Source organism: Piscinibacter sp. XHJ-5 (assembly GCF_029855045.1).
In the GTDB taxonomy this organism is placed as follows: Bacteria; Pseudomonadota; Gammaproteobacteria; order Burkholderiales; family Burkholderiaceae_C; genus Albitalea.
Genome location: NZ_CP123228.1, coordinates 5,597,705 through 5,610,982, shown reverse-complemented (window position 1 = coordinate 5,610,982; position 13,278 = coordinate 5,597,705). Strand labels below are relative to the sequence as shown.

General features: G+C 69.1%; 15 protein-coding genes. 6 read left to right on the top strand and 9 right to left on the bottom strand.

Translation table 11 applies throughout. The features are described from left to right. Positions 1 to 13 precede the first annotated feature (13 nt). Positions 14 to 430, top strand: coding sequence for an OsmC family protein (locus tag P7V53_RS26540; RefSeq protein ID WP_280152488.1), 417 nt, complete (start codon positions 14 to 16; stop codon positions 428 to 430). Here P7V53_RS26540 and P7V53_RS26535 read toward each other — a convergent pair. From P7V53_RS26535 to P7V53_RS26525, 3 genes are read right to left on the bottom strand one after another with little or no spacing between them, the layout of a single operon-like run. Beyond that, the gene (locus tag P7V53_RS26535) at positions 423 to 1,217 is read right to left on the bottom strand and encodes a DUF707 domain-containing protein (RefSeq protein ID WP_280152487.1); all 795 of its coding nucleotides are present in this window, start codon (positions 1,215 to 1,217) and stop codon (positions 423 to 425) included. The genes P7V53_RS26540 and P7V53_RS26535 overlap by 8 nt on opposite strands. 11 nt (positions 1,218 to 1,228) lie before the next feature. Next, positions 1,229 to 2,554 carry a heavy metal sensor histidine kinase gene (locus P7V53_RS26530; protein ID WP_280152486.1) on the bottom strand — a complete coding sequence of 442 codons (1,326 nt, stop codon included), beginning with the start codon at positions 2,552 to 2,554 and terminating at the stop codon, positions 1,229 to 1,231. Beyond that, positions 2,554 to 3,231 (bottom strand): heavy metal response regulator transcription factor, encoded by a 678-nt coding sequence (locus tag P7V53_RS26525; RefSeq protein WP_280152485.1) that lies wholly within the window; start codon positions 3,229 to 3,231, stop codon positions 2,554 to 2,556. Before P7V53_RS26525 ends, P7V53_RS26530 begins: the two co-directional genes overlap by 1 nt. Before the next feature lie 161 nt (positions 3,232 to 3,392). Between P7V53_RS26525 and P7V53_RS26520 the strand changes: the two genes are divergently transcribed. Next, positions 3,393 to 3,773 carry a DUF4148 domain-containing protein gene (locus P7V53_RS26520; RefSeq protein ID WP_280152484.1) on the top strand — a complete coding sequence of 127 codons (381 nt, stop codon included), beginning with the start codon at positions 3,393 to 3,395 and terminating at the stop codon, positions 3,771 to 3,773. Between the two features lie 4 nt (positions 3,774 to 3,777). Here the strand turns inward: P7V53_RS26520 and P7V53_RS26515 are convergent, their stop codons facing one another. Next, positions 3,778 to 4,599, bottom strand: coding sequence for an AraC family transcriptional regulator (locus P7V53_RS26515; RefSeq protein WP_280152483.1), 822 nt, complete (start codon positions 4,597 to 4,599; stop codon positions 3,778 to 3,780). A gap of 71 nt (positions 4,600 to 4,670) precedes the next feature. Between P7V53_RS26515 and P7V53_RS26510 the strand changes: the two genes are divergently transcribed. From P7V53_RS26510 to P7V53_RS26500, 3 genes are all read left to right on the top strand, one after another. Beyond that, positions 4,671 to 5,729 (top strand): linear amide C-N hydrolase, encoded by a 1,059-nt coding sequence (locus tag P7V53_RS26510; protein WP_280152482.1) that lies wholly within the window; start codon positions 4,671 to 4,673, stop codon positions 5,727 to 5,729. Between the two features lie 176 nt (positions 5,730 to 5,905). Next, positions 5,906 to 7,036, top strand: a complete 1,131-nt coding sequence (locus tag P7V53_RS26505; protein WP_280152481.1) for an efflux RND transporter periplasmic adaptor subunit — start codon at positions 5,906 to 5,908, stop codon at positions 7,034 to 7,036. A 3-nt stretch (positions 7,037 to 7,039) separates the two neighbouring features. After that, positions 7,040 to 10,240 carry an efflux RND transporter permease subunit gene (locus P7V53_RS26500; RefSeq protein ID WP_280152480.1) on the top strand — a complete coding sequence of 1,067 codons (3,201 nt, stop codon included), beginning with the start codon at positions 7,040 to 7,042 and terminating at the stop codon, positions 10,238 to 10,240. Positions 10,241 to 10,277: 37 nt separating this feature from the next. Here the strand turns inward: P7V53_RS26500 and P7V53_RS26495 are convergent, their stop codons facing one another. The 5 genes from P7V53_RS26495 to P7V53_RS26475 all read right to left on the bottom strand — a co-directional run bounded on the left by P7V53_RS26495 (position 10,278) and on the right by P7V53_RS26475 (position 12,378). Continuing rightward, positions 10,278 to 10,514, bottom strand: a complete 237-nt coding sequence (locus P7V53_RS26495; protein ID WP_280152479.1) for a hypothetical protein — start codon at positions 10,512 to 10,514, stop codon at positions 10,278 to 10,280. Positions 10,515 to 10,817: 303 nt separating this feature from the next. After that, entirely contained in the window at positions 10,818 to 11,192 is a 375-nt protein-coding gene (locus P7V53_RS26490) for a hypothetical protein (RefSeq protein ID WP_280152478.1), read from the bottom strand. 76 nt (positions 11,193 to 11,268) lie between these two features. Further along, on the bottom strand, positions 11,269 to 11,616 hold the full coding sequence (locus tag P7V53_RS26485) for a hypothetical protein (protein ID WP_280152477.1): 348 nt from the start codon (positions 11,614 to 11,616) through the stop codon (positions 11,269 to 11,271). A 19-nt stretch (positions 11,617 to 11,635) separates the two neighbouring features. After that, a complete protein-coding gene (locus P7V53_RS26480) occupies positions 11,636 to 12,016 on the bottom strand; it encodes a DUF1761 domain-containing protein (protein WP_280152476.1) in 381 nt (126 codons plus the stop codon). Positions 12,017 to 12,075: 59 nt separating this feature from the next. Then, complete coding sequence (locus P7V53_RS26475) at positions 12,076 to 12,378, bottom strand: YkgJ family cysteine cluster protein (protein WP_280152475.1); 303 nt, start codon at positions 12,376 to 12,378, stop codon at positions 12,076 to 12,078. A 125-nt stretch (positions 12,379 to 12,503) separates the two neighbouring features. Here P7V53_RS26475 and P7V53_RS26470 point away from each other — a divergent pair, with 125 nt between their 5' ends. After that, positions 12,504 to 13,238: a BON domain-containing protein gene (locus tag P7V53_RS26470; protein ID WP_280152474.1), complete on the top strand. Its 735-nt coding sequence runs from the start codon at positions 12,504 to 12,506 to the stop codon at positions 13,236 to 13,238. The last annotated feature ends 40 nt before the right edge of the window (positions 13,239 to 13,278 follow it).

Genomic DNA, 13,278 nt, shown 5'->3' with positions numbered 1-13,278 from the left:
CAAAGGAACAGCAATGCACGCACACCAGGTCCAGGCGCAATTGCTGGCGTCGTCACCCGACTATCTCGTCACGATGCAGGCGCGCGACCACGCGCTCACATCCGACGAGCCCGCCGAGGTGGGCGGCGCCGATGCGGCGGCCCGGCCGTTTGAGCTGGCACTGGCGGGCCTGGCCTCGTGCACCGCGATCACGATCCGCATGTACGCACAGCGCAAGCAGTGGCCGCTGGGCGACATCGGCATCGGCCTCAGCCTGCGCAAGACCGGCGACACCTTCGAGATCCTGCGCACCGTGACACTCGGCGGCGCGTTGTCGGACGAACAGCGCGCGCGCATCGCCGAGATCTGCGAGAAGACGCCGGTGACGCTGCTGATGAAGCACGGGGCGTCGCTGAGCACCACGGTGCAGGCTGGCGCGTCCCCTACCTGAGCTTGCCGTAGGACACGAAGCTCGCGCGGCGGCACTCGGGGTGCCGCGCGAACAGCGCGTGCATCTCGTCCTGCGCTTCCTTCTTGAAGGTCGGTGGGCGCAGCACCGATACCGTCTCGCAATCCACCAGGCCCATCTTGAACTCGCAGCACGACTGCGCGAGCTGGACGTAGCCCCATCCCCAGTGATTGCGGTCGGCGTCGATCAGGGCCCAGAAGCGCGGCCACGCGCGGGCATCGAAGGCGGTGAGAAAGATCTCGATGACGTCGACCAGGCGCCCGACGCCAGGATCGCGTCGGTACATGATGCGGTGCGGCGTGATCGAGCGCCCGGACAGCGCGGGCGCCGCCATGTCGAGCCGGTTGCGCTTCATCACGTCGAGGAAGCGCCGGCTGTCGAAGTCGTCGATCTCGACATCCTCGACCCCGAGGAAGATCACGTCGTACTGCGCTGCGAGCTCCGGCGTCACGTACTTCTTGAAGAAGTGGTAGACGATGCCTTGTTCGTGGATGAAGCGACAGCGGCTGAAGATCTCGCCATCGAAGCGATAACCGTCGTAGACGAAGATGAGGAAGTCGAACTGGGCCGGATCGAGCCGCGCCAGCAGTTTCTCGAGCTGCGCCTTGCCCGACTCCCCGATGGGCGCGGCGTAGAGGTACTTGCCGCGGCGTGGGGGCAAGGGCGTTTCGCTGTCGCGGGCGTCGCGGCGACGCACCCAGCGCCGCAGATGGACGATGGCCGCGACACGCGCGAGAAGTTTGCGAAGGCCGTGCCGCAGTCCCGTCATCGGCGCCGCCGCTATTGCAGCGCCATCGTGAACCCGACGCGTGTGCCGGAGCCGTCCGACTCGGCCAGCGGTCGTCCGGCGTGCATGCGCGCGATGGCCGCCACGATCGCCAGGCCGAGCCCGTGATGCGACTGGCTGTCGAGCCGCGCCGTGTCGATGCGGAAGAAGCGGTCGAAGATGCGCGGCAGGTGCTGTGGCGAGATCGCCGGTCCTGCGTTCTGCACTTCCACGCGCACCTCGTGCCCGCCGTCGGGGGCGATGCGGATCACGATGCGCGAGCCCGGCTCAGCGAAGCGGATCGCGTTGCCCAGCAGGTTGGATACCGCGCGCTTGAACAGCGGCTCGTCCACCGCGGCCGTGACGCCGCCTTCGATCTGCACCGTGAGGCCGGCCTCCGCCAGCGGTGCCTCGTGGAACTCGACCACCTGCTCGGCCAGCGTCACCAGGTTGACGGCCTGCCCGCGCCGCGCCACGGCCCCGCGGTCGGACTGCGAGAGGAAGAGCATGTCGTTGACCAGCGCGGCCAGCCGCTGCATCTCCTCCAGGTTGGACACCAGTGTCTCGCGCAGCGCCTCGGGCGAGCGCTCCCGCGAGAGCGCCACCTCGGTCTGCCCCATCACGTTGGCCAGCGGTGTGCGCAGCTCGTGCGCCACGTCGGCGTTGAAGCCCTCGAGCTGCAGATAGGCGCGCTGCAGCCGGTCCATCAGGCCGTTGAACTGGTCAATCCATGGCTGCAGCTCGGTGACCGGCTCGGGCAGGTGCAGGCGGTCGCCCAGGCGGTCGGGGGCGATCGCCTCGGTCTGGCGCTCGAGCGCGCGCAGCGGCTGCAGGCCGCGGCGAACGCGCCAAGTGGTCGCGAAGCCGACGAAGGCGGCGCCGGCCAGGGTGGCCACGACCAGCGTGGCTCCGAGGCCGGCAAGCATGCGGGCATGCTGGCTGCAGTCTTCAGCGAAGCGGCCCCTGACCTGGATGCCCTGCGGCAGGACGTACTGGAACTCCATCGCTTTCCAGTTCTTGTCGGGCTTGGCGATCTCAGAACCGTCGCGGTAGAGCAGCGTGCCGTCGCCGCGCCAGACCTCGAGGTAGGTGCCCGGACGGCGCGGCGCGTAGTACACGAGCTTGTTGAACACCTCCGGCTCGCCGCCGCGGAAGGCCGCCGCACGCATCAGCTCGTGAATGAATCCCACCTTGACCGCGAGCTGCTCCTGCTGCTCGTTCTTCAGAAGCATCGAGGTGGCCGCGTAGATGGCGCCGCACAGCAGCCCCATGCCGATCAGCGTTTGCCACATCAGCTGACGGCAGACGCGGCCGACGATGGAGTAGGGGCCCTTTGCCATCAGCGCTCCTCCAGCACGTAGCCCATGCCGCGCACCGTGTGCAGCAGCTTCAGGCTGAACGGGTCGTCGAGCTTGGCCCGCAGGCGCCGCACCGCGACTTCGACGACGTTGGTGTCGGAGTCGAAGTTCATGTCCCACACCTGCTCGGCCAGCGTGGTGCGCGACAGGATCTGGCCGCGCCGGCGCAGCAGCAGCGACAGCAGGCTGAATTCCTTGGCAGTGAGGTCGAGCCGCCTGTCGGCCCGCATCGCCTTGCGGCTCACCAGGTCGACCTCGAGATCGGCCAGGCGCAGGTGCGTGCTGGCCGCCGAGGCATTGCCGCCGCCGCGGCGCAGCAGGGCGCCCACGCGCGCGAGCAGCTCGGAGAATGCGAACGGCTTGACCAGGTAGTCGTCTGCTCCTTCCTGCAAGCCGCGCACGCGGTCTTCGACCTTGTCGCGCGCCGTGAGCATGAGCACCGGTGTGTTTCCCCGCGCACGCACCGCCTTGAGCACGCCGAAACCGTCGATGCCGGGCAGCATCAGGTCGAGCAGCAGCAGGTCGTACTGGCCTTCGGTGGCGAGGTGGCGGCCGGCGATGCCGTCGCGCGCCAGGTCGACGACATAGCCGTTCTCCGACAAGCCCTTGTGCAGGTAGTCGGCGAGCTTGACTTCGTCTTCGATGACCAGCAGGCGCATGGGAAGGACACGGCGTTCGGGACGTCGGAATGTTCGCATTTTCCGTGCCGCGGGTGGATTACGAATTCGTAATCCGGCTGTGCGGAAGGCGTCGGGCCCGCTGCCTAGAGTTGCTCCTGTGTCGAACGCCGACACCGCCTTCCAAACCTCAGGAGCCTTTCATGAACCGCAAGACCCTCATCGCCGCCGCCACCACCGCCATCGCGCTGATCGGGGCGAGCAGCGCCTTCGCTGTCGAAGCGACGGACGATTTTCCCGCCACGCAGACGCTGTCGACCAAGAGCCGCGCGGAAGTGCGCGCGCAGCTGGCTGATGCGCAGCGCGATGGCGTTCTGAACTACGGCGAGGCCTCGCCAGCGCCGCAGGCCGCCTCGACGGTGACGCGTACGCAGGTGCTCGCGGAGACCCGGGAAGCGCGTCGACTGGGCCTGCTGGGCAGCAACGAAGCCGGCGCTCCGGTGGCCACGCCGGCCCAGAACGAGGCGATTCGCCAAGCCGGCCTGCGCGCCGTCGAATCGAACGTCGCACAAAGCACGCACTGATGCGTCAGCGCCGCGCCAGCGGCAGATAGAGCCACTCGCGCCGCTCCTGCGGCGCGGTGTGCGCAGGGTCGGTGTCGAAGTGCCTGAGCACTGCGCCCTCCGTGCGCTGCCAGCCGGCATCGGCCAGGCAATCGTCCCAGTGACGCTGCGTCGCTTGCGCCGCCGGAATGCGGGCATACCAGCCGGCGGCCACGGTGGCGGCCTCCATGCCTGCCGGTGAAACTGCCAGCGGCGGCGCCAGCACCACTGCCTGCATCTCGCAGAGCCCGCCTGCGCAGCCCCAGCTGCCCAGCGGCGCATCTGCAGGCGCCTGCCCGAACACCTGCCATTGAGAACGCGGCGAGCCGCTGCGCTGCAGGCGCTCGACCGTCACGTCGAACAGCGCGCTGACCCCCGCGGCGTCGCCGCGGTACGCAAGCCGGTGGCACGGGACGGCTTCGTCCAGCCGCACCACTGCCAACGGCGGGCTCGCCGGCGCAGCCGACGCGTGGCGCAGCCAGGCGCTCGGGAGCATCCCGTGTTGCCGCTCGAACGCGCGGCCGAAGGCCTGCGTGCTGCCGTATCCCGCGCCCTGCGCCGCCTTGACCAGCGGCAGCCCGGCGGCGAGCGAGCGGGCCGCGGCCAGCAGGCGAAGCCGCCGAAGCGTGGCCATGGGCGGCTCGCCAATCGAGCGCCGGTACATGCGGTCGAAGTGCTCGGGCGACCAGCAGGCCACCTCGGCCAGCGCGGCGAGCGTCAGCTCGCGGTCCAGGTGCTGGCCGATGTGCTCCATCACCCGCCTCAGGCGCCGGCGCTGCTGGGTGAGGTTGCGCGGCAGGGTCTCCATCGCGGCATTTTGCGGCGAAGACGTCAATCGCGATCACTCGCCCCGAGCGGTTGGCGGCTTATCGTTGCGGCATGCCCAACGCACCCCGGCGCCGCCTGCAGGCCCGACTGATCGCCGCTCTCCTCGCCATCTCGCTCGGCACGCCGGCAGTGCCTTGCACCACCTTCGTCATGGCCGGCGGCCATGGGCCGCTGTTCGGCCGCAACTACGACTTCGAGTTCGGCGAGGCGCTGGTGGTGGTCAATCCGCGCGGCCTGAAGAAAAGCAGTGACACCGGCGGCGCGCGCTGGACCGCCCGGCACGGCAGCGTCACGTTCAACCAGTACGGCATCGGCCATCCGACCGGCGGCGTCAACGAAGCCGGGCTGGTCGTGGAGCTCATGTGGCTCGACGGCTCTCGCTATCCCGAGGCGGATGCGCGGCCGACGGTGGCGACGCTGGAGTTCATCCAGTACCTGCTCGACCGAAGCGCCACCCTCGACGACGCGCTGAAGGCCGCCGGCGAGGTGCGCATCACCGGACGCACGCCGCTGCACTTCCTGGTGGCCGACCGCAGCGGCCAGGGCGCGAGCGTCGAGTTCCTCGAGGGCCGGATGGTGGTGCATCGCGGGGACCGCATGCCGGTCACCGTGCTGGCGAACGACGACTACGCCAGCGCGCTCGCCAGGCTGCCGCTGTATCGCGAATTCGGTGGACCACAGTCGCTGCCGCAGGACGCCGGCTCGCTGTCGCGCTTCGCGCGTGCGGCCGCCGGTGTGCGCCGGGCGTCGCCGCAGGCCGGACCAGCCCAGGCCTTCGAGCTGCTGGACGGCGTGGCGCAGGCGGGTTTCACCCACTGGCAGATCGTCTACGAGCTGGGCCGCGGCATGGTGCACTACCGCACCGCGGCGCAGCGGTCGCTGCGACGGATCGAGCTGTCGCGCATCGACTTTGCATGCGCGGCCGGCATGCGGCTGCTCAACGTCGACGAGGGCGAGGGCGACATGAGCGGGCGCTGGCAGCCGTACTCCCGCGCCGTCGACGAGGCCCAGTTGCGCATCGCCTACCGCAAGACCTCGTTCCTCAAGCACATCCCGGCGGAAGCCGCCATCGAGGACGCGAAGTCGGCCGAGAAGATGCGCTGCAGCTGACGGGCCTTGCCGCCGTCCGTCCGTCGCTGTCGACGCCTCACGCCGGGTTTTTCGCCGTTCATCGCAAGCGGGTTGGCGCAGCCCGCCGCCCGCGGCGACGATCGCGCATTCGGCGGATTAAGCTAGCGCGCTCCGCTCGTCCCAGACCTACTACTCGAATGCCCGGGAGATCCTCGATGCCGCGTCATCTGCTCGTTCTCCTCCTCCTTGCCGGCGTGCTGGCCGCCTGCGGCAAGCCGAAGGAGCCGGCTTCGGCCAAGCCGCCAGCCCTGCTCCTCGCGCCCGAAGACGTTCGCACCGTCGGCAGCGGCGATGTCGCGCAGGGCCCCGTCATCACCGGCTCGATTCAGCCCGCGCGGCGCGCCGACCTGCGCGCCGAGGTGTCGGCGGTCGTGCTGCAGGTGCTGCGCGAGAACGGCGAGGCGGTCAAGAACGGTGAGCTGCTGGTGCGCCTGGACGACACCGCGATCCGCGACAGCCTCGCCTCCGCCGAGGAGTCCGCGCGGGCTTCCGGCCAGGCCTTCGAGCAGGCTGAGCGCCAGGTGCAGCGGCTGAAGACGCTGCAGGCGCAGGGCATGAGCTCGATGCAGGCGCTGGAGGATGCGGAAGTGCGGCGCAACAACACGCAGAGCGACCTGGCGGCGGCGCGAGCGCGGGTCGTCTCGGCGCGCCAGCAGCTGCGCCGCACGGAGGTTCGCGCGCCCTTCGACGGCGTCGTCAGCGACCGCAAGGTCTCCGCCGGCGACACGGCGGCCATCGGCAAGGAGATGCTGAAGGTGATCGATCCGCGCAGCATGCGCTTCGAGGGATTGGTCTCGGCCGATCGCATGCACGAGATCCAGCTCGGGCAGGACGTGCGCTTTCGCGTCAACGGCTATCCGCAGGCCGAGTTCACCGGCAAGGTCAGGCGGGTCGACGCCGCCGCCAACTCGACCACCCGCCAGGTCGAGGTCCTGGTGGAGTTCGCCGACGGCAACGCACCGCGCGTGGCCGGGCTGTACGCCGAAGGACGCATCGCCGCTGCCGGCAGGCAGGCGCTGATGCTGTCGGAGGCTTCGCTGGTGCGCGTGGGCGACAAGCCCTTCGTCTGGCGCGTCAATGCGCGGGAGAAGACGCTCTCCATGGTCCCGGTGCAGCTTGGCGAGCGCGACGCGCGCCGGGGCGAATACCCGCTGCGCGGCGGGCTGGCCGAAGGCGAACAGATCCTGCGCAACCCCGGCACCACGCTCGTCGACGGGCAGCGCTTCGAGTTCGTCGGCGGGGCGGCGCCCTCTGCGGCCGCGTCGGCCGCTTCCACGGGGAGCTGAGCGATGTTCCTCTCGAACTTCAGCATCAAGCGGCCGGTCGCCACGATCGTCATCATCATCGCGCTCATGGCGCTGGGCCTGCTGGCGCTCAAGAAGCTGCGCGTCAACCAGATCCCGGATGTCGAGCAGCCGATGCTGGTCGTGAACATCACGTACCCCGGCGCGTCGCCCGACACGGTGGAGCGCGAGCTCGTCAACCGCATCGAGAAGGCGCTGCAAAGCATCTCCGGCGTCAGCGAAGTCCGCTCCACGGCGAGCGAGGGCCAGGCGCGCATCTTCATGATCTTCAACTTCGAGAAGAACATGATCGAGGCCGCCGACGAGGTGCGCAACGCGATCGGCACGGTGCGCCACAAGCTGCCCACCGAGATGCGCGAGCCCGTGCTGCAGCGCGTCGACCCGTCGGCGCGGCCCATCATGCAGCTCGCGCTGTCGTCGACGCGGCAAAGCCATGCCGAAATCTCGCAGTTCGCCGAAGACCGGCTGGCCGACCGCTTCCGCGCCATCTCGGGCGTGGCCGTGGTCAACGTGAATGGCGCGCTGCACCGGGAGCTGAGCGTGCTGCTGCGCGCCGAGAAGCTGCGCGAGTACGGCGTCTCGGTCACCGAAGTGGTCAACGCGCTGCGTAACCAGAACGCGACGGCGCCCGTCGGCAAGGTGCGCGGCAGCCTGGAGGACCAGAGCATCCGGCTCGTGGGCCGCATCGAGTCGCCGGCGGAGTTCGAGCAGATCGTCATCCGCCGGCGCGGCAACGAAGTGGTTCGCCTCGGGCAGGTGGCGTCGACGAAGGACGGCTTCGCCGAGCTGAGCGGCTTCTCGGTGCGCAACGCGCGGCCCAATGTCGGCATCTCGATCACGCGCTCGCGTGACGCGAGCACGGTGTCGGTGGCCAAGGAGGCGCGCCAGCTCGTCGCCGAGATCAACAAGGAACTGCCCGAAGGCACCAAGCTCGAGATCACCGAAGACGGCGGCGAGGATGCGCAGAGCAGCCTGAACAACGTGGTGCACGCGCTGGTGTTCGGCGCCGGCCTCACGATCTTCGTCGTCTACATCTTCCTCAACTCGTGGCGCTCCACGCTGATCACCGCCCTGAGCCTGCCCACCTCGGTGATCGCCGCCTTCATCGCGGTCTGGCTGTGCGGTTTCACCCTGAACTTCATGAGCCTGCTCGGACTTTCGCTGGCGATCGGCGTGCTGATCGACGACGCGATCGTCGTGCGCGAGAACATCGTGCGCCACATGGAGCAGGGCGCCGACCGGCGCACCGCGGCGCTGAACGGCACCGCCGAGATCGGGCTGGCCGTGGCCGCGACCACCTTCTCGATCGTCGCGGTGTTCGTGCCGGTCGCGTTCATGCCCGGCGTGTCCGGCGAATGGTTCCGTCCGTTCGCGCTCACGGTGGTGGCCTCGGTGCTGGTCAGCCTGTTCATCAGCTTCACCCTCGACCCGATGCTGTCCGCCTACTGGGGCGATCCTCCGGGACACCATCAGGCGCAGAAGGCCGCCGTCAGCCGGCTGCTGGGCCGCTTCAACGCGTGGTTCGACCACCAAGCCGATCGCTACGGGAGGCTCATCGCATGGGCGCTGCACCACCGCGTGTGGATGTGGTTCTTCGGCTTCGGCAGCTTCGTGCTGGCGATCGTGCTGCAGGCCAACTTCGGGGGCTCGAGCTTCCTGCCGCAGTCGGACAACGGCGTGCTGGCGATCGAGGTGCGCACGCCGTCGAGCAGCAGCCTCGAATACAGCCGGCTCAAGCTCGAAAGCGCGGCTGCGCTGGCGCGCACGATGGCCGAGACCAAGGCCACCAACAGCAACGTCAACCCGGGCGGCGGCCGCATCTATGTCGACATCGGCAAGAGCACCGAGCGCAAGCGTTCGGCGGCCCAGATTGCGGCCGAGCTGCGCACGCTGACGGCCCGACTGGTGGGCGCCGAGTACACCGTGCTCGACGACCTGAACAACGGGGTCCAGAAGCCGGTGCAGATCCGCTTCTCGGGTACCGATTCGCGGCGGCTGCTGGCCATCACCAACGAATTCATGGAGAAGCTGCGCAAGGTGCCCGGCGCGGTCGACGTGGGCCTATCGGAACAGGATCCGCAGAACGAGCTCAAGATCGAGCTGGACCGTGGGCTGGCCAATTCGCTGGGCATCTCGGCCAACGACGCCGCACAGGCGCTGCGTGTCGCTTTCGCCGGCGTCGAGGTGGGAGATTGGGTCGATCCCACGGGCGAGTCGCGCGACGTCGCGGTGCGGCTTCATCCGGAGGACCGTGTCGATGCCAGCAACATCGAGCGCCTGCCGATCGCGGTGAGCGGTACCAACGGCATGGTGGTGCCGCTCGACCAGATCGCCACCGTCACCATGGGCAAGGGGCCGTCGCAGATTCAGCACGCCGAAGGCAAGCGGATGATCGCCGTGTCGGCCAACGTGCAGGGGCGCTCGCCCGGCGAGGTGACCGCGCAGGCCCTGGAGCTGGCGAAGAAGATGGACTTCCCGCCCGGCTACGGGCTCGAGCTGGCCGGCGCGTCCAAGGACCAGCAGGTGGTGTTCACCGAGATGGGCATCGCCTTGGTGATGGGCATCGCGCTGATGTACCTCATCCTCGTGATGCAGTTCGGCTCGTTCACCGCGCCGCTGCCCGTGATGATCTCGCTTCCGTTGAGCCTGATCGGCGTCGTGCTCGCGCTGCTGGTCACCGGGTCCACTCTCAACCTGATGAGCTTCATCGGGATCATCATGTTGGTCGGCCTGGTGGCCAAGAACGCCATCCTGCTGCTGGATGCGGCGCGGGTCGGCGAGGCAGCCGGGATGCCGCGCGAAGACGCACTGATGGCAGCCGGCCGCAAGCGGCTGCGGCCCATCCTGATGACCACCTTTGCGCTGATTGCCGGCATGCTGCCGGTGGCCATCGGCGTCGGCGAAGGCGGCGAGTTCTACCGGCCGATGGCCGTGGCCATCATCGGCGGCACCATCACCTCCACGCTGCTGACGCTGCTGGTGATTCCGAGCTTCTACGACAGCATCGAGATTGCCCGCGACCGCGCGCTGGCCAAGGCGCGACGCCGCGCCGAGCGGTGGAACGTCGCGGTCGCGTTCGTCCTGACGCTGCTCGAGGCGATCGCGACCTTGCTGGTGCTGCGGTGGGTGTGGCGGCTGCTGATGCGCGGGGTGCGACTGGTGTTCCGGCGCAGCGCGCCGGCGTAGCTTCAGCCTGCCCTTTCGGTCCCGCCACCTGCACGGTTCAGCGGCCGTCGCGGTCCGAATCGCCCGGAACGATTCGCTCGGCCGCGTCGCGCATCCGGTCCCATGCGTCGCGCACGGCGTGCTTGGCGTCTTCCCAGCCGAGGCGCGAGCCGGCCTTTACAGCGTCCCATCCGCTGCCCAGCTCCGGTTCGACCTCGTCCCAGTCGCGCGGTCCGGTGCGGCCGTACGACTGCGCGCCGTAGCGGTACGCCGGCTCGTAGTCGTCGTACTCCATGCCCGTGGCCACATACGGCCGGCCGGCATGGTTCGCGCCAGTAGGCTTCCTGCTCGGAGGTGTCGATGGTCGACGGTCCGGTCGTGCCGGTGGCCGCGCCCATCGAACCGCCGAGCACTGCCCCGCCCACGGCGCCGGCCAGGCTGCCGACCGGTCCGGCCGCCATGCCGGCGACCGCGCCTATCACCGCACCCGAGGTCGCGCCGGCCGTCGCGCCGAGCGCGTGGGTGGCGGCCTTTTCCTTTGCCGGGTCATTGACGATGTCCTGCCTGCGCTCGCCCTTGGCATGCGGTTTGTCTTCGCTCATGGCAGCTCCTTCGAAGTGGTGGACGACTGGCTTCCCGGCAGCCCCGGGGGCAGCTGGATCGTCAGCAGCAGCGACGCGTCCTCCAGCGCCCGCACCGCGTGCATCTGCAGCGCGGGGAGCAGCACGATGTGGTTCGGCCGCAGCTCGCACGAAGTGCCCTCTGCCTGAATGGTGACGGCGCCTTCCAGGCACAGCAGCGTGCATTCGCCGTACACGCTGTGCGCCGGCAGCTCGGCGCCGCGCTTCAGCACGATGCGCATCAGCTCCAGCGCCTGGGTCTTCAGGATCGCGTGCGAAGCGGCGTGGGCCAGGCCGGGACCGAGCGGGCTGATGTCGATCGGCTGGCCCGGTTGGGCATGGGGCAGGGCCATCGGGAGTCCTTCGATTGACGCGTCTGCCGATTGCGTAGCGAACGACGTGCCTGACGGCGGCGCCCGCCGCGACCGATCACTTCGCCGGTGGACTCGATCGCTGGGTTTCCGTCCACAGCGCCTGGCACTGGTGCTCGAGCGGGCTCGCGGGGGCGCTCGCAGCCGTCGGGTGCAGCGCGCGCTCGCGCTCCTGGCGGTACTCGGGCCGCTTGCGGGCGGCGTTCAGCTGCGCACGGTGGTTGGCGTCGGCCTTCAGGCGCCACAGGCCGAGGTAGGCCTCGTCGCGGCGGCCGCGCATCTGCGGGTACTGCGCCTCGCATTTCGCATAGCTCACGTCGAAGCGCGCGAGCGCCTTGGCGTCGACGGTGAGGGCGTGGGCAACGCTGCTGCCGAGCAGGAGCAAGAGGATGATCGTGTTGCGCATGGATGAAGTTTGGGCGTGTTCAGTGCCACAGGCCGAAGACCAGGCCGAACAGCAGGAACTGCACGCTGTGATAGCCACCGTCGATGAGCCACAGCTTGAATGAACGCTGCGCGAACTGGTAGTTGATGCCGAAGCTAGTAGCGACCAGACCCAGTCCCGCGAGCAAGCCTGTCTGCAGCGCGCTTGCGAGCGGCGGTCGGGGGCCGAGCCAGAAAGCGAAGGCGGCTGCAGCGACGAGCGAGAAGACGAAGCTGATGCCGAACACCCTGGCCGGATGGCCGGTCTGCTCGACACCACCGTTCTCGGCATTCCACAGGCGCCCGAAAAGCAGCGGCGAATACCAGAGGCCGCCCAGCACGAAGCTGGAGGCGGCGGCCAGCAACACGGCTCCCAGGTTCACGGTATCCCCTCCCGAATGAATGTCCCTGCAATTGTCGTCGCGGCGGGCGGGTCGCGAGCTCAGACCGGGGCCACCCCGTGTCGCGCCTGCGCCCGCACGCAGGCGTGGCTGCCGGGCTCGAACTCGCGGCAGGGCGAGGGACGCCACTCGTAGATCGCGCAGTGCACTTTCGTCCCTACCGTGCCGACGAGGGCGGCGCAGCGCGGCGAGGCATGGTCGGTGCCGCGCATGCGGCAAAGCCTCTGCGTGACATCGACCGCGAGGCCGGCGGGCACCATGCCGCCTTCCTCGTCGAGCTGGTCGCGCGCGAAGTCGACGCGAAAGCTCGCGCAGCAGGCGCCGCAATGGGTGCACGAATCCATGCGGCCAGTTTAGGGGCCAATGCCCCCACCGCGACCGAGGTTCGCGCGTGACCGTCGCCACCGCTGAGGCGATGATGGCTGCAGGACCGGTGCGGTCGCAGCGGCATTCATTCGAGAGGACGTCCATGGCCACTCAGGAGAGCGATGTCAGCAAGGAGGTGAAGGCGGCGCTGGAAATCGATCCTCGGGTCGATCTGCACCGGTTTCCGATCAGCGTGGTGCATGACGGCAACGGCCGGCTTCGGCTGGAAGGCGACGTCGAGAGCATTGCCGCCAAGCGCGTCGCCGTGGCGCTGGCCCAGCGCGTGAGCGGCATGGAGCGCGTCATCGATGCGCTGCGACTGGTCCCGGTGGAACCGCGTGGCGACGGCGAGATTCGCGACGCTTTCGCTCGCGGACTGCTGCAGCAGCCGGAGCTGCGCAACTGCACGCTGAGGCAGGACAACCGCGGCCGTATCGAGATGGTGCAGGAAGGCCACGGTGACTGGCTCAGTGGAGAGATCGCGTTCGCCGTCGGCGAAGGCGTGGTCACGCTGGACGGCAAGGTCATCAGCCTGTCGCACAAGCGCATGATCGAGGCGATCGCGTGGTGGACGCCCGGCTGCCGCCATGTCGTCAACCAATTGCAGGTCGTGCCGGCGGAAGAGGACAACGACGACGAGCTGGCCGATGCGATCCGCCTTGTCCTCGAGATGGATCCACTGATCCATGCCGATCAGATCGGCATCAAGACCGAGCGCGGCGTCGTCACGCTGGCCGGTGTGCTGCAGCGCGAAGAGGAACGCCGCATGGCCGAGATGGACGCCTGGTCGGTGTGGGGCGTGGCCGACGTGCGCAACCGGATCGAGCTGGCGTCTTAGCCCTCTGTCGCCTGCTGTTTCTGGCCGCCCACCCGACGGC